This window comes from Streptomyces sp. NPDC060209 (genome assembly GCF_042728155.1).
Classification (GTDB): domain Bacteria; phylum Actinomycetota; class Actinomycetes; order Streptomycetales; family Streptomycetaceae; genus Streptomyces.
Genome location: NZ_JBHWZS010000019.1, coordinates 20,533 through 42,269, shown reverse-complemented (window position 1 = coordinate 42,269; position 21,737 = coordinate 20,533). Strand labels below are relative to the sequence as shown.

Sequence of the window (21,737 nt, the reverse complement as noted above, 5' to 3'; positions counted from 1 at the left end):
GTTCAAGTCCTCGCGGTGAGCGGTGAGCGGTCAGTTGGCTGCGGTGCCGAAGTAGCCGGCGTGTGCTGCGGCGATCTCGTTCCAGTCGGCGTCGTGCGGGAAGCGGATGACGTCCCAGCGGGCGTCGAGCAGCCGTTCCTCCGCGTCCTCGTCGCGCAGGGCCGTCGATTCGATGCCGGGCAGGTCGACGAAGACGGCGAGGTTGACGTTGGGCAGCCGGTACACGTAGTCCGCCTGTGCGTTCGCCTCGGTGATCAGTGTCTCCCCGTCGTCGGGGAGGTTGAGGCCCTTTGCCTTGAGCCAGGTGAGGAGATCCTCCTGGGCCACGGCAACGGCTTCCACCACCGCCGCTTCCACCGCGGCCTCGGTGCGGGTCTGTGCGTTGGAGGCCTGCTCCAGCAACCGCTTGAACTGCTCCGTCCGCGACTCGCCGCGGCCTTCGCGCTTCGCTGTCGCCGAGGCGAGGCGCAGCAGCAGTTCGCGTGCCGTGTGTCGATCGATGTCGGTGTGGAAGCCCTGGTTGCCGTACGTCAGGAGGCACTCGTAGCAGCCGCGTGCGCACGGGCGGTCCGGGTGCGGGCCGCCGGTGTCGTTGCCGTCCTGGTCGAAGTGGCAGATCTCCAGTGCCTTGCGTGCGGCTTTCGCCAGAGCGTCGGGCTCTGCCTGGAGGCGGCGCAGAACGCCCGCGCCGCCTTCCGCGGCCTCGGTAAACAGGATGCGGTTGCGGGGACCGTCGTCCGGCGGAAGGAGTTCGCTGCTGAGCTCGGAGTCCTCCAGTTCGAACGCCGCCTCGATGCCGCGCTCCATGGCGTACATGACGGACAGGGCCACCGGCTCGTGCAGCGGTTCGTCGAGGGTGACGACGACGATATTGCGGCGGTCCTCGACGTAGGGGATGACGCGCTTCTTGCGGCGCTTCTCGTTGCCGTCGGAGTCGATGACCGGCATCTCCGTCGAGTCACCGGAGGCGTCGGCGGCGTCGCGATCGTTCATCCAACGGCCGTCGGCGAGGTCCAGCCAGTAGCCGTCGGGGTCGTCCTTCTTGGCCCGCACCCGTCCGGTGTTGGTGATGCGGACCGTAGCCGAGTCGCCGTACGCCAGTCCCGCGATCTGCTCGCCTGCGGCGTCGGAGACCTTCGCGTCCTGGCGGCCCTTACGGGTGCCGTGGTCCTGGAAGCGGTAGGAGGTCTCCAGCTTGAAGCCCGCGCGGCGGCGCTCCTCCTCGTCGGAGGAGATCCGCTCACGGCGTGTGGTGTACACGGTGTGCAGGTGCAGCAGCCCGTACGTCGCCGAGCCCAGCGGTTCGTCGCACATCTCGCAGCGGTCGGCGCGCAGCTTCGGGTCGTGGTGGTACCCGCAGCCTGCGCAGCGGCGGGCCTCGGTGGTGGCGAGTTCGCCGGAGGCGTCCGGCGGGATCTGGATGCGGGTGACCTGGTAGCGAGCGCCCTCGTGGTAGATCAGCGCGCCGGGGCCGAACTCGCGGATGGCGAGGAAGCGGGGGCGCTGGAGGTAATCGCCGTCGCGGCGGCCCCCGACCTTCGGGATGTACGCGGCCAGCGGGAGGCGCGGGAAAGAGTAGCCGGGCAGGAAGCCCTCGGAGGCGAGGTAGCGGTAGGGGTTGAAGTCGGAGAGGACGGACTTGCTGTCGGCGCTCTCGTTCATCAGCAGGTTGAGCTGTGTCTCGGCCTCACGACGGCGGGCGTTGGCACGGATGCGGTCGCCCTCGGTGAGGCTGTAGTCGAGGCGGCGCTTGTTCTGGATGTACTGGTCGTCGAGCGCGGCCTTGAACAGCTGGCGCCACCGGTCGAAGGCACGGTCGAACCGCTCGGGCACCGTGCGGACCCGGTCCTGGATCCAGTCGTCGTGCCACCAGGTGGTCTCCACGAACTGCGGCAGCAGCGGGGCCAGGACGCGCAGGGAGGCGTCGACCGTACGGCGCTGGGCGTCGACGTCGAGGGACGCGGCGAGAATCTCCGGCTGCAGGTCCAGCGCGGGAGTGGGGCGGTCGCCGGTCTCCGCGTACGAGACGTCGAGGACCTCGGGGATGGCGCGGCCCAGCTTCAGGCCGGCTTCGGCGATCCAGATGCCCTGGAGGTGGGAGAGGACCAGGTCCTCGTTGGCGAGGTCGAGGCGGGGCGGGGCGACGGCCCCGGCAACCATGCGCTCGGAGCGCCGGAAGTAGTACTGGTCGTGGCTGTTACCCGTCGCGCAGTACGTGGTGACGAGTGCGGGCTGGCCGCTGCGGCCGGCGCGGCCGGAGCGCTGCGCGTAGTTCGCCGGGGTGGGCGGGACGTTGCGCATCATCACGGCGTTGAGCGAGGAGATGTCCACGCCAAGCTCCATCGTCGGCGAGCAGTACAGCAGCTTCAGCTCGGCCTTGCGGAAGGCCTCTTCGCGCTGCTCCCGGTCCTCCGGGGACACCTGCGCGGTGTGCTCGCGGGCGAACAGACCGGCCAGCTCGACTGCCGCGTTCTGGTAGAGGTCGCGGAAGAACGTGTTGACGCGAGGGCCGTCACCGCTCGGGTAGGTGCGGGTCAGCGGGTCGTGGGCCCCCCTCTCCCCCTTGCCCGCACGCCAGATGAGGGACTGTGCCGCCACCCGGTATCCGGTCACGACCGGGCCGGACGGCCTGCGGAAGCGGCCGCCGCGCTGCTGGGCCTCGGCTACCTCCTTCACCAGGCCGGCCTTGGCGAGGACCTTCAGGAGCTCCTCGATGACCAGCTGGAGATCGTCCTTGGGGAGCTTGTGGAAGGCATTGTCCGTGCGCTTGAGGTACTTGCCGAACTTGCCGCCCGCCGACAGGAACAGCGCGGTGCGGTCCAGGCCGGGGCGGGAGGGGGTCGGGTAGGCGGTGCCGACCTTCGCCTTGTCCGCGGCGGAGAGCACCCACGGGTCGATCAGGCGTTCCTCGCTGGCCCGCTGGAGGGCGTCGAAGTCGTCCCTGAAGTAGGACACGTCGATGGCGAGGGCCCGCCGCATCTCGTTGAGCAGTGCCTTCATGACCTCGGCGCGCAGAGCGGGGTCGGCGTCGCGCAGGGCCTCGTGGCTGCCTGCCCACCGGTCCTGCTTGTCCGCGACCCAGGTCAGGTCCTCGTAGTCGATCTCCAGGAGCCCGGTCTGTTCCAGGTTGGGCATCGTGATCCGCCAGCCGCGCTCCAGGTCCAGGTAGAGCCGGAAGGCGATCACGTCGCGGAGGGTCTTGGCCGCGCTTCGCGCGAGCCCCGGCGGAAGCTCGGTCTCACCCGTGTAGTCGACCGGCTCGAGCGCGATCGCGTTGGCCACGCAGGAGGCCAGCTCCTCGTGGCGTACGCCGTCCTCACCTGCCGCCACGGCGGCCCGGTAGAGGGCGCCGCGGAGCTGGGTGATCTGGACGAAGTCGTTGAAGTGGCCTGCCTGGAGGGAGGCGTCCTGCCGGTTGTCGACGAAGGTGAGGAGCTTGCGCGCCTCCTTGTCGAGGGACTTCTCGGGCACCGACTTCAGCGAGCGGACCACCGAGGCCGAGATCAACGAAGTCGCCGAGGAGCGGCCCTCCTGGTCGAGGGTGGCCAGCTTCGCGAAGTCCTTGCCGCGCGTCTGCTCGTACGCCACGCCGCAGTGCAGGCAGAAGAGGAACGGTGAGGGGATAAACGCGGCCGTCAATTCGCCCCGGCCCTCGTAGCCGAAGGCATCGACCGTGATCGCGCGCGGCACCCGTTCGCGGTAGGTCTTCTTGATGACCTCCTGCCCCTTGTCGTCCAGTTCCAGCCAGGACTCGGGGAGCCTGCGGTCGTCGACGGCGTACTGCGGATTGGCGGGCCACGGACGGTCGTGGTCGATGTAGAGATAGCCGTCGCCCTGCCGGCCGCCGGTGGCGGAGGTGTCGCGGCGGGCTTCGTACCGTACGTCGCCGTTCTTCTCGTCGCGCCAGACCGTCACGTACTCCTGGCCGCACTCGCGGCAGAACGCCAACGGCATCAGCAACTTGCCGCCGCTGCCCGGTTGTTCGACCTGGTAGGAGCGGGTGAGCTCGCGGGACGCCTTGTCCTCCAGGGTGACGTAGACGGTGTCGCCCTTGGAGAGGAACTGGTGCAACCGGAACGCGAACAGGGGGCGGTCGGTGACGGGGTGGAGGGCCTGTGAGCCGGTCTCCAGGGTGGCCCGGATCGCGTCGACGCACGCGTCCTCGTCGACGCCGTACTGCTCGGCGAGTTCCTTCGCCGCGATCTCGATCTTGGCGGGCTGCTGCCGGATCAGTCGGCCGGTCTCCTCGTCCGTGGCAAGGCCGAAGCGGGTCTCGATCCAACGCGCGAGCGGATCGCGGACCAGTTCGGTGTACGCGCGGGGCGCGGCAGTGGACTTGAGGCGCTCGGCAGGAACGGTGTCGGGGGACGGGTCGGTGGCGCGGACCAGGGTCTCGCCGATGACGTGCTGGGGACGCACCTTCGTACCGAAGAGGGTGGAAGCGACGTCTGCGACGACCTTCTTCTGGTCGTCGAGGGTGCCTTCCGTCGACATGGTCGCCGATGTGCCGATGCACTGGAGCTCGGCGGCCTGGCAGGCTTCGCGGACCCGGCGGATGAGAAGGGCGACGTCGGCGCCCTGGCGGCCCCGGTAGGTGTGCAGCTCGTCGAAGACCAGGAACTCCAGATTCCGGGCCATCTTGATGAGGCTGGCGCGGTCCGCGGGACGCGTGAGCATCAGCTCGAGCATCACGTAGTTGGTGAGAAGGATGTCCGGCGGGTTGTCGCGGATCTCCTTGCGGCGCGCGTCGTCCTCCTGGCCGGTGTAGCGGGCAAAGGTGACGGGCTCATGCCCTTCGCCGTAGCCGTCTCGGAGGTACTTCTCCAGCTCCTTGAGCTGACTGTTGGCCAGGGCGTTCATCGGATAGACGATGATCGCGCGGACCCGCTTCTCTGCCTTGGGTCCTGCTGCCTCGCGCTCCTTGAGGACCTTGTCCACGATGGGAACGATGTAGGCGAGCGACTTACCGGAGCCGGTGCCGGTGGTCAACACGTACGAGGCGCCGGACCGGGCGGCCTCGACGGCCTCCCGCTGATGCTGATGCAGGGTCAGCGGACGACCGTCGCATTCTGTTCCACCCTCGGTCTTCTTCGCCTGGAAGATGCGGGCGCACTGCTCGTGGAGCACCCCCTGGCCGGCCAGTTCCACAACGGTGCCGCCGCCCGCGAAGAACGGGTTCAAGGAGAGCCACGGGTCGGGCCACTGCGACTTGGCCTTCAGGTCGTCCTCGACGTACGCATTGATACGTCCGTCGCGGATGACCGTGCCGCCCTTGGTGAAGGAGTGGTAGTCCCTGATGAGCGTGCGGTGGACACCGAAGACATCCATACCGGGAGCGGGAGAGCTCCGGAGGGAATCGTCGGCGAGCCGGGCGACCTCAGCCTGTGCGGGTCGGGACGGCTCAGCAGCTCGGAGCGACCGGAGTCCTCGCACCGGGTCGAGCGCGGCCCACGTCGGGAGCTGCTGCGCCTCGTCGTCGCCGGAACCGGCGAGCGGGAGGAGAGCATCGCGTACAGCTGCGGCGTCCGCGGGGCGGTCGGCCGGATTCTTTGCCAGGAGACGGTCGACCAAGCGCGCCAGCTCCTGCGGCACCTCCTGGCGAATCAGACGGAGCGGGGTCGGCGAGTCGTTGACGTGCTTCTCCATGAGCTCGTACGCCCCCTCACCGACGAACGGGGGGACACCCGTGAGCATTTCGTACAGCACGCAACCCAGCGCATAGAGGTCGGCGGCCGGCGTGACGAGGCCGACCTTGAACTGCTCCGGTGCCATGTAGCGGACCGTACCCACAGCCACACCGGTGCTGGTCAGTCGCGCTTCGTCAGGGTCGTCGGCGATCCGACCCATGCCGAAGTCGAGGACCTTGACCACGCCGCCGCGCGTCAGCATCACATTGCGCGGCTTGAGATCGCGGTGGATGACCTCAGCGCTGTGCGCGGCGGACAGACCGCTCGCGATCTGGGCGCCGATCGCCGCCACCCATGAAACGGGGAGCTGACTCTCCTCGTCGATGAGGTCTCCGAGGGTGTCACCGTCGAGGAGCTCCATCGCGAGGTAGGGCCGGCCTCCCTGCGCCTCGTCCACACCACCGTCGATGATCCGGGTGAGGTTCACGTCCTGGAGCCGACGCATGATCCGCACCTCTCGGGCGAATCGCGCCACGGCCTTCGCATCTGCCCGCGTGTCAACGACCGCCCCGGACCGGTGACGCAGGATCAGCTTGACGGCGACCAGCCGGCCGGCCGCACCGTCGGATTCCTGAAGATCCTCGGCCCGGTGCACCTCGCCCATGTTTCCGGAGTCGATGGCCCCCCGAAGTCGGAACCGTCCCGCGACCGTCTCCAGACTCACTGGCACTCCTCCTGCGCACTCCCGCGCGGCCCCGGTCAGGGCACACGACTCCCCATGCCGACCGGCCCCTTCTCCGTCGCTGTGGTGGAGGGTGCAGTCGGCCCCCGAAAGCGTACACGAGAATCAGGATTCGAACCAACCCGTGAGAGTGTTTACATCGTCAACGCATCCAGCGTATGGTGAAGTCGAGAAGAACGACGCGGAAGCCGTGCTCCACGTCAGCACCATCAGGTCGCGCCGCGTGAAAGTTGGGCTGCAGTGGAACTCAAAGCTTCGGTCGCAATGCTGTACCGCAATCTCCAACAGGTGGCGACCCACGGGGTTGTGCCGCTCGCCGCCTTCGAGGCGGAGACGGCCGCGCTGACACTGGACGAGACAGCGCGTGCGCGACTGATCTGGGCACTGGCCGAGCTGAACCTGCGCCTGGAAACACCTGCCACCCCTGCCACACGTACCGATGACTCGGGAGACGTGAAGAAGGTTGTACGTCCACGCACAGAATCCCCACAATCGGAATGTCGTCCGCATCCGGCTGTGAGCAAGGCACTGGGGCTGCTCAGCCGGTACGCCGTGGACGGGGCCGTAACCGATCGTGCAGTGGTGGGCGTCGCGCGGCTTGCGGGCCTGACCACCGCACAGGCATCGGAGTTGCGAGGGGTCGCTGCGGAACGCTTCTCGCTGCGACCTGGCGAAGATCGACAGGATGGCCACCGGCCCGACGCCGATGAAGACGTGTACGAACTCGAGGCCGGCCCGGTCCTGCCCGGCGGATCGGCGCCGGACACGGGCGATCTCGCGTCGGCGGTCGCCGCCGCGCGAGCGGTCATTGACGACGACCGCCGCAACAGGCGGCCCGAGAAGCGCATCCTCAAGGCGTTGGAGGAGGTCGGCCTCAGCGTGCTGCTGCGCGGTGGGCCCGATCGCGTGGACGTCGAGCCGACCGACGAGGAGTTGGCGAACCTGCCCGCCGGAGACATCCGTCGCCTCGCACGCGACTGTCTCGTACTCCACAATCAGGGCCTCGCCTGGTCTCAGGTGAGGACGCACTTCGGTCAGGGCCTGGACGAGGACGACCTCTTCCAGCACGGGATGCTCGGCATTCTGCGTGCTGTCCGGAAGTTCGACCCGCGTCAGGGCAACAAGTTCTCCACGTACGCGACCTGGTGGGTGCGGCAGGCCATCACGCGGGCCCTGGCCGACGAAGGGAGCGCCATCCGCATCCCGGTCCATATGCACGAACTGGTGCGCAGGGTGGGCCGGGTGGAGCGCGATCTGGTGGGGGTCGGAAAGTCCCGCAGTGCCGCAGCCGTGGCTGTGGCGTGTGATCTTCCCGTCGGCAAGGTGGAGGAGATCCGCCGGATCAGCAGGGTGACGGACTCTACCGACCGGATCGTGGGGGACGGCACCCACCTGGGAGAACTCCTCGAAAACCGGAACTCGTTGCCGTCCGTCGAGGTCGCGGTCATGGCAACGCTGGCGAACGAGGGCGCTCACGCGCTCGTGGCGCTGCTTCCGGAGCGCTTCGCACGCGTCGTGACGCTGCGCGTCGGCCTCGACGGGGAGGATCCCGCGACTCTCGATGTGATCGGCGCAGAGCTCGGCGTCACCCGCGAGCGGATCCGGCAGTTGGAATCGCAGGCATTCGCCGTGCTGCGAGTCGCGTTCGAGGATCCGGCCGGGAATCCCCACGCCGCGCTGGCAGGCATGCTGGCCGATGCGCAGTCCGACGGCAGCCTGAAGAACCCGGTGGGAGTGATCAGCAGGGAGCTCCGCAAGCCGAACTGGCGTGCCGGGATCAAGGCTCTCACCGCGTACCGGGAGCGGGAAGGCAATGCCACACCTGATCCGGACCAAGTCGAGGACGGATTCCCGCTGGGTCTATGGGTGGCCGAACAGCGTGTTGAGGGCCGGGTCGGAGGGCATCGGCTTCCAACGTACCGGCGGATCCTGCTGGACACTCTGGGCATGGTGTGGGCCGCTCCGAAACCCGAAGAGGCGTGGAGGCGAACCCAGCGTGCGCGCAGGCGGGCGCGCCACGCGGCAGGAAGCCGCCGACTCGCGCGGCCCGGAAGGCAGAGGATTCCTGCGCCGGATCCGCACGGCGCCGACATCATGGAGGCAACGCCCGGCCCGACACCCTCCGACGCGCCGTCTGTGGTCGAAGAGGCCGAGGCAGCCCCGCGTCCGAAACTTCCGGGGCTGACAGGCACCGGCACCCCATCGGAACTCCTCACGGTGGACCCGCCGACGCTCACGGCAGCATCTCAGGTATCACCCGATGCCGCCCCTACCCACAAGCCCCCGTCAGTCACCGAGCCGAAACCGCAGGAGCTCGCTGTGCCCGCCCCTGCCCTGACCAGCGTCGTTGCGCACGCCCCGGAGGCAGCGCCGCAGCACCGGCCCCCCGTCGAGGTCACGCAGCTCGGAGACGCAGAGGTGCCTCAGGCCGGCCTCCCCTCCACCGGGCGTTATACCGACCGATGGGACGAGGCCGTCGCCCTGTCCCTCTCTCTCAACCGGAGCGTCCGATGGACGGCCCATTACGTGTACCTCGCCTTCGGTCACGTTCTTCTGAGCGAGATCCTGGGCCTGTACCCCGCACTCACCGTGGCCAAGGTGGCCGACGGCAGCAAACTCCCGGACCGACCGGTCGCTCAGGCCATCGACGTCCTCGTCCGTGTGGTGGACGGCCTCAAGGAGAGGGAGGCGCGTCCGAAGGACTTCTTCGAGTGGTCGTCCCCCGCCCTGCTCGGGCGGTCGCCGCGCACCTATCTGGCCGCGTACCCGCTCACCAAGCCGGAAGCCCGGCTGGCGCTCGCCGATGCGCTCAAGGAGTTTCCGCGCAGCCGCGAAAACGTAACAGCCGAGGAGACCGACTCAGCTTCGGTCTCCACTCCCCCTGCCGACCCGGTCCCCGTACCCACCGCCAACGACACCACCGCCCTGCACGAGGCCCGGGTCGCCGAAGCCGAGGCTGTCTGTCGGCTGCGGGAGCTCGAAGCCGAGGTGACGGACCGCATCGCCCAGGCCCGGGCAGCCGAGCGCAACAACGCTCGTTCCCAGGTGGAGGCGGAGGCGAAGCAGGCAGCGCAGCGCATCCACGCGCTGGAGTCGAGCGTTGCCGACCAGGTGGCGAACGCCCGGGCGGAGGAGCGGAACAGAGCCAGGGCAGAGTCGCAGGCCGAGCTGGCTCAGCAGATCGACCTGGCACGCAGCGAATGCACACGACTCGTCCGCGAGGCCGAAGCGGCCGCCGAGGGCCGCATACTGCAGGCCACGTCCGCCGTGGCCGGTGCGGCCGACGAGCGTGAGGAGCGGGCGCTGCGTCGCATGGAGGAGGATTACGCGCGCCGGGTCCGCACGGTCGAGCAGTCGGCCCGGCAGGAGGTACAGGTGCTGGAAGTCCGGCTGCGGCAGGCCGAGGCGGCCTTCGCCGAGCGGGTCCAGGCCGCGCAGGCGGTGCAGGACGGGGCCGCCGAGCGAGTCCAGGCCGTCGAGCGGTGGGCGGAGCTCCGCCTCGCCGAGGAGCGGCAGACCGCGCAGGCACGCATCGCCGAGCTGGAGGCGCAGCTCACGCCGGTGCGGAAGCCCGAACCGGCTCCCGAACCCCAGCAGCCCGACCCCCGCCGCTGGTGGCGGCGCCCATGAGCACCCATGCCGCGACGACCCCCACGTGGAGGACCCCGACAGTGACCAGCCCCAGAGACGAACTCGTCGACTACGTGCGCCGGCAACTCGTCGGCCCCGCCCTGGGGGCGGAGGAGGTGCTCGACGCGCCGCCGGACCGGCAGTACCTCATGGGCACCCTCTACGCCCAGGACGCCGACCTTCAGCGGCGGTTGACGGAGACGGCGGAAGTCCTGGACGGCCCCGGGACGGAGGGCGATGCCGAGGACACCGACCCGGCGACCGACCCGATCCCCGAGTCGAACTCCTGGCTTCCGTCGTCGCTCGGGTTCAGCTTCTACACCGATGCGCCCGACGTGGAAATCGGTTGCGGTGCGGCCCGTTACGAGACCGAACAGGGCGAGCGCGGGCGCCGGTGGCGGCGTGTCGAGCTTCCCGGGGAGACCGTCGTCCTCGGCCCCGACACCGAGCGGATGGCCGTGCTCGACGGCCGGGCGGAAATCAGGCTGCGGCGCAGGCAGTTCGGTTCCGGCCACCTGGTCACCGTGGCCCTCGTGAACACGGCGCGCACGGGCGGTGCACCGGCGGCCGGGTCGGGCCGGAGCCGTCCTACGCAGTGGGACGGCATGCTGTTCCAGGTCCGGCTCGAAGCCCGTCCGGTAGGCGGTGACGTGCGGCAGTACCCAAGCGTGCGTCTCGCCAGCCGTGACCCCGAGGAGCAGGAGCTCCGGCTCCAGTACCGCCATGTCCGCACCCATGCGGTCGGCCACGGTTGCTCGGTCACCGAGGTGTGCGAGGACGGCAGGATCACCGGGCTGAGGGCCGCGGTGATGCCCGAGGCCGAGGTGCCCGCCACCAAGGCCGCGGGCCCGGTGGGGCTCCCGGTGCTGCGGGTCCTCCACCTCGCCGACCCCTCTGTGCCCGCCGATCGGCTACGCGACGAGCTGACGGCCTTCGCGGACGGCTACCGCGAGTGGTTCGAGGAGCAGCGGAACGCAGAGATCCCAGGCTGGGGCCGCGATGCGGCCGATCGGATCCTGGAACGCATCGAAGCGGTGGTCGGACGCATCGCGTCTGGAGTGCGGACTCTGTGCGACCCCGAGCGCCCCGAGCTGCTGGCCGCGTTCCGTACGGCAAACCACGCCATGGCTCTGCAGATGCGGCACTCGGCGCCCGACCAGGCAGGCGAGCGGCGGACTCGCCGCGATCCGGCGGCCCTCGAGCCGGCTCCGGCCCCGGAGGCGGCCTGGCGTCCCTTCCAGCTGGCCTTCTTCCTGCTGTCGCTCGACGGAGTCGTCGATCCCTCGCACCCTGACCGGGAAGTGGCCGACCTGATCTGGTTCCCCACCGGTGAGGGAAAGACCGAGGCGTACCTCCTGCTCGCGGCGTTCGTGATGGTGCTGCGCCGTCGTGAACCGCACGGAGGAGGCACTGCTGTCGTCAGCCGCTACACCCTGAGCCTGCTGACCACACAGCAGTTCCAGCGAGCGGCGACGACCGTCTGTGCTCTGGAGAAGCTCCGCCGGGACGATCCGGCGGCACTCGGCACCGAACCGTTCTCCATCGGCCTGTGGGTGGGCATGGCTACGTCCCCGAACACGTACGAGGCGGCGGTCACGGCCTTCCACGACGTGCGCGAAGCGGTGCGACCGGACGACGTGTTCATCCTGGACCGGTGTCCGTGGTGCGGTACACGCATCCTGCCCAACAGGAAGTCCCCGGACATCGACGACTACGGGGTGCGTGCCGACGCGGATTCGTTCGCCTTCTTCTGTCCGCGCGACACCTGCGCCTTCCACGACGAGCTCCCGGTGGCCGTCGTGGACGAGCACCTCTACGACCGCCCGCCGACGTTCGTCCTCGGAACGGTCGACAAGTTCGCGCGCCTGGCCTGGGAGCCGCGTTCGGGGCGCCTGTTCGGCGCCGGGTCCGACCAGCTGCCGCCCTCCCTCATCATCCAGGACGAGCTTCATCTGCTCACCGGTCCGCTGGGGACGACGGTAGGCCTGTACGAGGCGGCTGTGCTGGGGCTGTGCACACGGGACGGAGTCGGCCCGAAGGTGGTCGCCTCCACCGCGACGATCCGCCGCTCCGGCGAGCAGGTACGCGGCCTGTACGGGCGTGAGGTGCAGCTCTTCCCGCCGGCCGGGCTCGACGCCCGACGTTCCTACTTCGCCGAGCCGGACACCTCACGTCCGGGGCGTCGCTACGTCGGTGTCATGGCGCAGGGCCACACCGCGGGCCGCGCCTCCGTCGCTACGGCCGCCGCCATGCTCCAGGGGGCGTGGGAGCTTCCCGAGGAGAGCCGGGACGCGTACTGGACGCTCGTGGCGTACCACCACAGCCTCCGCGAGCTCGGCCGCACCGTGACGGCCGCGGCGGACGACATCCCCGCTCAGCTGGCCGGCCTCGACAGAGGCCTGGGTGTAAGAGAGTTGAGTGACCATCAGGTACAGGAACTGACGAGCAACCTTCCACGAGCCGAGCAGCCCGTCCTGCTGGACCGGTTGGAGAAGCCGTACACGGAGCCGGACTCCGTGTCGTTCCTCCCCTGCACCAACATGCTGTCCGTCGGTGTGGACGTGAAGCGGCTGTCCCTGATGCTGATGCAGGGACAGCCCAAGACCACCGCCGAGTACATCCAGGCGACCAGCCGCGTCGGCCGTCACTCGGTGCCGGGGCTCGTCGTGACGTTCTTCAACGCGACCCGTCCCCGGGACCGTTCGCACTACGAGACGTTCGACGTCTACCACCGGGCGCTGTACCGGCACGTCGAACCGACCAGCGTCACCCCGTGGTCCGCGCCGTCGCGTCGTCGCGCGCTGCACGCCGCGCTCGTCATCCTCGTGCGCCACGGTCTCGGGCTGTCCGCCGAGAACCAGGCGGGCGACATCATCGACCGGCTGCCCGCCGCCGCGGCGCTCGCGGAGGAGCTGGCCCACCGGGCGACGGCCGGTGACCCGAGGGCGGCGCCTGCCGTCCGTGACGAGCTGGACGACCTGCTGTCCGCCTGGCAGCAGCAGGCGCTCGACGCGCGTAAGGAGGGCAAGGAGCTGTACTACCGCAGTCAGGGCAAGGGACAGATGAATCTGCTGAGGAACTTCGAGCAGCACGGGGGCCTCTGGGAGACCCCGCACTCGATGCGCAACGTCGACCGGGAGTGCCAGGTGACGGTGAAGGGAGCGGACCTGTGAGCAGGCGACTGCGGGTACGACAGGCCCAGACGGTGCTTCCGTTCGGGGTCGGTGCCGTCTTCGACATCCAGGGCGAGTCCTTCGTGGCGACGGGCATCGGTGACTGGCCGCGCCGGCGCCAGGAGGTCTTGTCGCCGCGGCTCGCCACGCGACTCGGGGTGAGCGCCTTCTACGCGGCTCCTCCGGTCGCTGACGACCGCTTCGACCGGCCCGACGCCGCCGGGGCCCCGTACATCCGGTTCCCGTCCTGGCTGTTCTGCGGGGCTTGCCGTCGGATGACCCGGTGGCGCATCTCCGACGAGAAGGCGGGTCTGCCACCTCGCTGCCCGAGCTGTTCGCCGGTGCGGCAGCTCGCACCGATGCGCTTCGTACAGATCTGCGCGGGCGGCCACCTCGGTGACGTCGACTGGTGGTTCTGGGCCCACTCCCGGCTGGACCCTGCGGCCAGGCAAGCCTGCACCACACGTGACCGGCTGCGATTCCACGTGTCCGACCGCGCGACGGGACTTGAAGCCCTGTCCGTCCTCTGCACGGCAAACGGCTGCGGAGCCGACCGCGACCTGCTGGATGTACTCGGCACCCATGGGACGCGATGCTCCGGACGCAACCCGTGGCAGCGGCGCAACGAAGCGACGGACTGCGCCAAGCCCGTCCAGGTGGTGCAGCGCACGGCGGGTAATCTGTACTACCCGGTGGTCAGTTCGGCCCTCGACATCCCTGAGAGCGATGCTCCTGCCGAGGTCACGGACGGGGCCCTGGCGGAGCGGGTGCGTGCCAGCGATATGTGGGTCCCGCTGTGCCGGGCTCACGGCGGACCTGCCGAGGACGCCTTCCGTGGCCTGCTCAAGGACGAGACCGGCGCCGACGATGCCCTGCTGGACGTACTCATGGCCGAGGAGACGGGTGTCGCCCCGCCGCCCCGGGCCGACACCTCCGACGCGGACGACGGACCGGTCGCCCCGGACCTGAGCCGGGAGGAATGGGCGGCCTTCATGTCGCCCGTACCCCCCGCAACCCGCGACTTCGCCGTACGTGAGACGGACCTCGGACTCGGTCACGAGCACGCCGAACCCTGGGCGTCGCTGCGACACCGCATCGGCCGGGTCGTTCTCGCCGACCGACTCCGCGAGGTCCGTGCCCTGCAGGGCTTCCGCCGCATCTCCCCCACCTCGGCCTTCGTCCACGCGGACACCGCCCGTCGGCTGCGCTGGCTCCCCGCCGTGGAGGTGTTCGGCGAAGGGCTCTTCCTCACCTTGGACAAGGGCGCACTCACCGAGTGGGAAAACGACGAGCGCGTGCGCAATCGGGTAGCCGGCCTGCGGACCGACCTCGACCGCTCCTTCCAGCTGGACCGGCTGGCCACGGTGACGGGCGCCGAGCTCTCCCCTCGTTTCGTCCTCCTGCACACCCTCGCTCATCTCCTGATCCGCCAGCTGTCGTTCGAGTCGGGCTACTCGACGGCGAGCCTGCGGGAGCGGGTGTACGCACGGCCCGAGCACGACCAGTACGGCGTGCTGGTGTACACAGCGGCCGGAGACGCGGAAGGCACCCTCGGCGGACTCGTCCAGCAGGGCGAGCCGCCGAGACTCTCCGAGACGCTGCTGCGGATGACCGAGGCCGCCGCATGGTGTTCCGCCGACCCGCTGTGCGCGGAGCACACCGGTCAGGGCTTCGACAATCTCAACCGAGCCGCCTGCCATGCCTGTGCGCTGCTGCCGGAGACCAGCTGCGAGACGGGCAACACCCTGCTGGACCGTGCGCTCGTGGTGGGCGGCGAGCACGTGCCCGGCTATTTCGAATCCATCGTCGCGGAGGCCCGGTCGGCCGCGGCTGCCGCAATGGAGTGACTGCACAGATGACGCTCAGCTACCTCGACCTCACCCAACATCAGCAGGTATCGCTCGACGCGCTACCGTTCGATGGAAACCACGTGGTCAGTGGTCCACCGGGCAGCGGCAAGAGCGTACTGGCCGCGCAACGTGCCGTGATGCTCGCCCTGACAGGCGGGCCGACGGTACTCCTGACCCGGTCCAACCTGCTGCGGCAGTCACTCGCCCCTCTCGTGTCCGCCCTAGGTCCGCAGCAGGACGGTGTGGTGGTCGCGACCGCGCACACCTGGCTGTCCGGCTGGTACCGCGAGCACACGGGAAGCGCCCCGTCCCGGACCGATTCCGGCTGGTTCGACTGGAGCGAGTTCTTCCAGCAGGCAGCCGTGGCCCCGACGGTGCCGGGCTTCTCCCTGGTCGTCGACGAAGGGCAGGATCTTCCACCGGACTTCTACCGCTTCTGCCGGGTGCTCCGCGCGCGGACTACGGTCTACGCCGACGAGTGCCAGCGCCTGACGGACACGCAGTCGACTCTCGAGGAGATCGCGAGGGGCCTGGGCGCGGGCTACCCGCACGACCTCACCGGCAACCACCGCAATACACGGCCGATCGCCAAACTGGCAGCGCACTTCCATGTCGGGGCGGGTAGGCCGGCGCTGCCGGAACGCACAGGACCACCGCCACGCCTGCACGCCCTCCAGGGCCCCGGCGCACGGGTGGACCTGCTGCTGGGACTGGCCGAACATCGGCCGGGCCGGAGTATCGGTGTCGTCCTGAACTCCTCCCGTGACCAGTTCGACCTGCTCACCCGCCTGGAGCGGCGGTCTCCCCGGCTCAAACCGCAGATGTACACCGCGCAAGCGACCTCGGGCCGGTACAAGAATCTGGACCTCAGCCGCCCCGGCATCGTCATCGTCCACCGAGCGAGCGCCAAGGGGCTCGGCTTCGACCTCACCGTCGTACCCGACACACAAACGGACGCGGGAACCGACCCCACCTCGGCAGCGCTGCGCATGGCCTACTACGTGCTTGCCACACGGGCCCGCAGCGAACTTCACTTCGGCTACGAGGGATCGAGCGAACCTCCGCTGCTCGCCCCGATTCCCCGACACGTGCTCGTACGTGAGTATCCAGCACCGGCTGCGCACCGTTCACCGGCGGACACCACCACCCGCCCCCACCAGGAGTTGTGAGGCACCATGCCCGAGGAGTACCCGGAATTCCGCCTTCGGCTGCCGAATGGCGGTCCTGAGGCGGTCGGACGGCTGACACGGCTCATGGGGACCAACGGCAGCCAGAAGTTCATCGTGTCGGCGGGATCGCCGGCCCGCTCCGAGGCCGTGCCGTCGTTTCCCGAGCGGATGCCCTCCTCGCACCGGCTGCGGGAACGACTGCTGGCAGAGGGCGCCCTGCGGCAGTCCGAGCGCTGGCCGGGGTGGCTGGAGACCGCCCGGGACATCGAATGCAACTCCCCTTCTGCCGCCGCCGAGATCCTGGTGGGGCGCAGTGCCAACGGCTGGCAGGAGTGGAAGACCACCGACGGGCATCCGCTGGTCGACTACATCGAGCAGGCTTCCTGGGGGCCCAACCGCTCCTGGCTGGTCCGAGGTTCGAATGTCGCGGGTCTCGACCTCGTCCAGCGCCTGTGGCTGCCGGAGAGTGTGGTGAGTCTGCCGGCCAAGCAGCTGCGGCAAGGAGTCGGCCAGAACACGAGCAAGGACGCGCTGCGCACCACGGTCGAGGAGGACTACGACTCGACGGCGACGTACCACCAGAGGCTGACGCTCGTGGAAGAGCTGCACTCCTTCCTCAGCCGGATGAGGCCTGGCGACACGGTATGCACAATCTCCGGTGGACAGCTCCACCTCGGTGAGATCACAGGCTCCGCCGAGCAGATCACGTCGGAGGACGGCCGGTCGAATCTGCGGCGGCCGGTCGACTGGTCGGAACACGGGCACCCGTACGACGGGCTGCCCGAAGCCCTGCAGCAGAAGTTGTCCGTGCAGCACGACGTCGTCGATCTGACCTCGGTCAGGGACCTGCTCGACGGGCTCGGAGTCAGTGACAAGGAGCTGATCGAGGAGGCCGAAGCCGCGGACCAGGATCCGAGCGTGGAGATCCCGGCCATCGCCGCCCGCCGTGACCTCGATCTGCCGGTGCCGACGGACGAGTTGACGCGCGAGCTGCTCGTCCACGACGCATCGTGGCTGCGGGAGGTGCGCGATCTGCTGTGGGACGAGAGGCAGCTCGTGCTGTACGGACCGCCGGGCACCGGCAAAACGTACCTGGCGATGAAGTTGGCGGAGTTCCTGGGCGGCGGGCCCGAGCAGGTCAAGCTCGTGCAGTTCCATCCCTCTTACTCCTACGAGGACTTCTTCGAAGGATTCCGGCCGCAGGAGGACCTGGAGAGCCGGGAGGTCGCCTTCCGGCTGACCGCCGGCCCGCTGCGGGAACTCGCGGACCTCGCATCGCGCGAGGGCAACCGGCACGTTCCCCACTTCCTGATCATCGACGAGATCAACCGTGCCAATCTGGCCAAGGTCTTCGGTGAGCTCTACTTCCTTCTGGAGTACCGCAACAAGTCCGTGCGACTGACCTACTCCGGCGACGACTTCGCGCTGCCGCCCAACCTCTTCGTCATCGGCACGATGAACACCGCCGATCGGTCGATCGCGCTCGTGGACGCGGCCATGCGGCGCCGCTTCGCCTTCGTCGAACTGTCACCGCGCACCGAGCCAACCCGTGGCCTGCTACGACGGTGGTTGGTCGCCGAGGGCAGGGACAGCGAGCCCGCTGACCTGCTGGACGAGCTCAACTCTCGTATTCACGACGCCGACTTCCACGTCGGCCCGTCTTATCTGATGAAACCGGGTGTTTACCGGGAGGGCGGCCTGGAGCGGGCCTGGCGCACAAAGATCCTGCCGCTGCTGGAGGAACATCACTACGGCGAAGGCATGGACATCGAGAAGCGCTATGGGGTGACGGCGCTGCGTGCCACACTGCGCCTACCGGTCGACGAGCCGGGCGAATGAACGAGCTCGTAGTCGAGCTCGTCGAACACGCCAGGCCTGTGCACCTGCACCTGCCTGACACCGTCGGGCGAGCTCTCGCCGCTTCCCGGATCATCGACGCGGCTCCCGATCCGTATGCGCCCGGGCAATGGGTTCTACGGGCGGGCAGCAAGGTGGGGGCAGTGACCATGACAGTTCCTGGGCCTGAACCGGTGAGGGTGACCCTCCGGATCACGCCCAAGGTGCCGGTCGGCAGGCTCTTCTTCCTGCTCGGCTACAGCCTCGACCCGCGCGGATGGCGGGACGACGAGGTCGATGTCGCCGAACACCGGGAGCTGGTACCCGCGCTGGCGCACGCCTTGGAACGGCAGGTGGAACGAGCCCTCGGCAAGGGCCTCCTGCAGGGATACCGCACCACCGAGGAGACCGCGCTCGTCGTTCGTGGCCGTATCCGGGAGGCCGACCAGATAGGGCGCAGGTTCGGCGCCGCGATGCCCGTCGAGATCACCTACGACGACTTCACGACGGACATCGCGGAGAATCGACTGCTGCGTTCCGCCGTCGACCGCGTCCTGCGCCTGCCCGGGGTCCCGCGCCATGTGCGGACCCGTCTGCTGCACCAGCGGACCCGGCTGGGCGCCATCACCCCCCTGGTCCGCGGGCAACGTCTACCGGACTGGCGCCCAAGCCGCCTCAACGCCCGCTATCTCCACGCCCTGCATCTGGCCCGAGCCATCCTGACGGGCTCGTCGGCAGAGCACACTACGGGAGCGCTGCACATCGACGGGTTCCTCTTCGACATGAACAAGGTCTTCGAGGACTTCGTGTGCGTCGCCCTGCGTGAAGCAATCCTCCCTCTCGGAGGGCTCGGCTCACTTCAGGCGAAGGGGATCACTCTCGATCAGGCAGGCGCTGTCCGCATGCGCCCGGACTTCGTGTGGTATGACGAACGAGGTACGCCTCTGGCCGTAGCTGACGCCAAGTACAAGGCCGAACGCCCGGAAGGCTATCCGGAGGCTGACCTGTACCAGATGCTCGCGTACTGCACTGCTATCGGGTTGCCTGCAGGCCACCTCGTGTATGCGAGGGGCAATGCCCCTCGCGCGCGGCATCGAGTGCGCCATGCCGAGATCTCCCTGTTCCAGCACGCATTGGACCTCTCCCAGCCGCCGAATGCATTGCTTGCTGAAGTAGACGATCTGGCTCACGAGATGACTCGGAAACAGTGACGGACCGACCGCGACGGTTGAACAGATGAGGCGAAACGCGAAGCGGCGCGGACATCATGACACTTCCGAAAGTGCACCGCATGAGGTAATTTCATCCCACTCATCGTGAGCGTGCGAGTTGAACCCCGCGTTGGCATCTGATCGCGTACGCGCCAGCGCTCCTGAGAAGCTTACAGCGGACCCGGCAGCAGGTCGGCCCCACCGCCAAGTCCCCTCGGTGATAGCACCGATGGGCTGCGGAGACCTCGCTGCAAGCCATACGGTGGTGATACTTCGCCGGCTATCGGTGAGGTGACGAAGGAGGCGGATCCATGGACCCGATTTCGTTGGCTGTTCTCGCTGCACTCGCTGGTGGGGCAGGTGGGGAGATCGGACGCCTGACCTGGACCGGCCTGACCGGGTTGATACGTCGACGGAGGGCGGACACCTCTAGCACTGGCACAGCGACCGGGCAGGCTCTGGAGCTCGACAGAGCCGAAGCTGCGCTTGCCACACTGGAACGGGAGCCGGAGGACCTGGAGTGCGCGAGAGAGTTGGAACACCTTCTTCGTGCTCAGGTCGAGGCTGACGGGGACTTCGCGCACGCCTTGCAGGTCTGGGAGTCAATGTTTCGCGCCTCGCTGGCAGCCGACCCTCAGGCGGCTGCCGAGTTGCAAGCCGCTGCGCAAGCCATCGCGCCGGGATCCGACACCGCAGTCAAAAACCGAGTAATCCACAATGACTTCCGAGATGGCAATTTCCAGGGCCCCGTCCAGGGTAGCGGCACCATGAACAATCACTTCGAGTAGAGCTGGCATGGGCAAATACGAAGGCCGGGCGCAGAGGAAGAAAACCGGCAGGAAGCGTAGAGGTCTCGGGTCAAGCGCAGGCGAACGGCGAAACGACTTCCGGCAGGGAAACTTCTCCGGTCCGACTCTGGGCTCCGGGACCATGAACAACACACACCTGCACGTGTACCCGGCGGGACGCGCCACGCTCAGACGTAAGGTGATCACGTGCATCGCAGTTGTCGTGGCGCTGTCTGTCATCTCGACCCTATGGATGAACCGAGATATTTTCGGCGCCTCATCAGCCTCGGAATTGGACCGCGTGAGGAATGCCACCGCACCTCCCACCCCAGCCGATTTGAAGGTTTCGGTGGATACCAATCCCTTCCATGCCAGCTCAGTGGAAATGATCGAGGCTTACGGCAGGAATCAGGAGTGGATGCTCCCTCAGGGGCAAGTAGTCAAAGGTGACCCCGGCTACGCATCGATCGACTCTTTCTATAACTTCGCAAAGTCCTTCCATGGCGTTGCAGTAGGTAGATTACTTTTCGGCGTGACCATCCAGAACCTGTCCGGGGGTGTCGTCTACCTACGTAGCATGGGATTGAAGAAGTTTGCGTGCGAAGACCCACTCAAGGGCATCCGGATTTGGACAGGTGGTGGAGCGGATCCGGTGACACCTCGTGCAATCGTCATTGATCTCGACCTCCCGAGGCCAGTTCCCTTGTACTATCCGAAGATCGAGAACCTTGATGTATCGAAAGCAAAGACTGCCCCATTTGGCTTCGAGGTCCCCAAGGGCGATACGGAGCAGTTCGATATTGCTGCTTTGATTGCGAAGAGCGGGCGTAGCTGCAGCTTTGAATTGGCGATCGAGGCAGTCGTCAATGGTGAGCGTCAGACCATAAGGATCTCGGATTCGGGTAAGCCCTTCAGACTGACCACCGGATCAGCCAGCGCCTACTGGATGTACAACGGTGGTGGCGGCCCGACGACTTGGTCACGCCCGGGCGAAGTGCATGACTCTCTTCCCAGAACCAGGGGCCCCGACGAGCCTTTGCTCGTCACCGATCCGTGAGGGACGCAGGCGGCCGCGATGGCCGCCCGAGCAGTCAGCGCCCCCGTCGTCATGATCCCCGGATGGCCGGCCCGAGGCCACTCCGGAACGAGAACTGCTGCAACAGCCAGACGCACAAGGGCCAGCCCAGTTCCGGATGCACCAACACAAGCCCACTACGTGGCTGCGGATTCGACGACAAAGCCCCAATATGCAACTGGACGGTGACACCAAATACGACTTGCCCCTGTGTCCTCCCGGGAGGACACAGGGGCCGCGATCACATCATTGAGGTTCTTCCAACATGATTGAGCAGCAAAACAGTTAGCCCAGGGCGGCGTTGAGGGAAATGCGAAGCTTCTGGTAGATGGGTTGTCGACCAAGATCACCCTGTCCGCCCGGAGCTTCACGTGCTTGTCGACCTATCGGGGATCGTTCTGGCCGACTCGACCCTGCGCTACCTGTCCGACCTGCTGACAGCCCGGCGCCGTGAGCGCGGCGCGCCCCGGCGGCGATGACTGACTACTGGCCGACAGGCCCTGCTCGCGCCGGCCCACCTGCGCTGCGGGCACACATTCGCCCAGCTCGCGGCCGGCTTCGGGATCGGAGTGGCCACCGTCTACCGGCACATCGCCACGGCAGTCTGAGGTCGCTGCGGCCGGAGGTAGAACAAGG

9 protein-coding genes and 1 pseudogene are annotated in these 21,737 nt (G+C 68.2%); 9 read left to right on the top strand and 1 reads right to left on the bottom strand.

What is annotated here, in order from left to right; genetic code table 11:
- Positions 1 to 30 precede the first annotated feature (30 nt).
- Entirely contained in the window at positions 31 to 6,291 is a 6,261-nt protein-coding gene (locus ACFWFI_RS06420; protein ID WP_387386241.1) for a protein kinase domain-containing protein, read from the bottom strand.
- A 792-nt stretch (positions 6,292 to 7,083) separates the two neighbouring features.
- Here ACFWFI_RS06420 and ACFWFI_RS06415 point away from each other — a divergent pair.
- From ACFWFI_RS06415 to ACFWFI_RS06375, 9 genes and pseudogenes are all read left to right on the top strand, one after another.
- Positions 7,084 to 9,999 carry a sigma-70 family RNA polymerase sigma factor gene (locus tag ACFWFI_RS06415; protein WP_387386208.1) on the top strand — a complete coding sequence of 972 codons (2,916 nt, stop codon included), beginning with the start codon at positions 7,084 to 7,086 and terminating at the stop codon, positions 9,997 to 9,999.
- 41 nt (positions 10,000 to 10,040) lie between these two features.
- Positions 10,041 to 13,172: a helicase-related protein gene (locus ACFWFI_RS06410; RefSeq protein WP_387386205.1), complete on the top strand. Its 3,132-nt coding sequence runs from the start codon at positions 10,041 to 10,043 to the stop codon at positions 13,170 to 13,172.
- Positions 13,169 to 15,019 (top strand): DrmB family protein, encoded by a 1,851-nt coding sequence (gene drmB, locus ACFWFI_RS06405; RefSeq protein WP_387386203.1) that lies wholly within the window; start codon positions 13,169 to 13,171, stop codon positions 15,017 to 15,019. Before ACFWFI_RS06410 ends, drmB begins: the two co-directional genes overlap by 4 nt.
- Before the next feature lie 8 nt (positions 15,020 to 15,027).
- The gene (locus ACFWFI_RS06400; RefSeq protein ID WP_387386201.1) at positions 15,028 to 16,191 is read left to right on the top strand and encodes a DEAD/DEAH box helicase; all 1,164 of its coding nucleotides are present in this window, start codon (positions 15,028 to 15,030) and stop codon (positions 16,189 to 16,191) included.
- A 6-nt stretch (positions 16,192 to 16,197) separates the two neighbouring features.
- Entirely contained in the window at positions 16,198 to 18,030 is a 1,833-nt protein-coding gene (locus ACFWFI_RS06395; RefSeq protein ID WP_387386199.1) for a DUF4357 domain-containing protein, read from the top strand.
- Positions 18,027 to 19,238, top strand: a complete 1,212-nt coding sequence (locus ACFWFI_RS06390; RefSeq protein ID WP_387386196.1) for an McrC family protein — start codon at positions 18,027 to 18,029, stop codon at positions 19,236 to 19,238. The genes ACFWFI_RS06395 and ACFWFI_RS06390 overlap by 4 nt, the downstream gene beginning before the upstream one ends.
- 311 nt (positions 19,239 to 19,549) lie before the next feature.
- Entirely contained in the window at positions 19,550 to 20,026 is a 477-nt protein-coding gene (locus ACFWFI_RS06385; RefSeq protein ID WP_387386194.1) for a hypothetical protein, read from the top strand.
- A gap of 142 nt (positions 20,027 to 20,168) precedes the next feature.
- Positions 20,169 to 21,083, top strand: a complete 915-nt coding sequence (locus ACFWFI_RS06380) for a hypothetical protein (RefSeq protein ID WP_387386191.1) — start codon at positions 20,169 to 20,171, stop codon at positions 21,081 to 21,083.
- 389 nt (positions 21,084 to 21,472) lie between these two features.
- Positions 21,473 to 21,706: pseudogene (locus tag ACFWFI_RS06375) on the top strand (transposase family protein); the annotation flags it as partial.
- Positions 21,707 to 21,737: the final 31 nt, after the last annotated feature.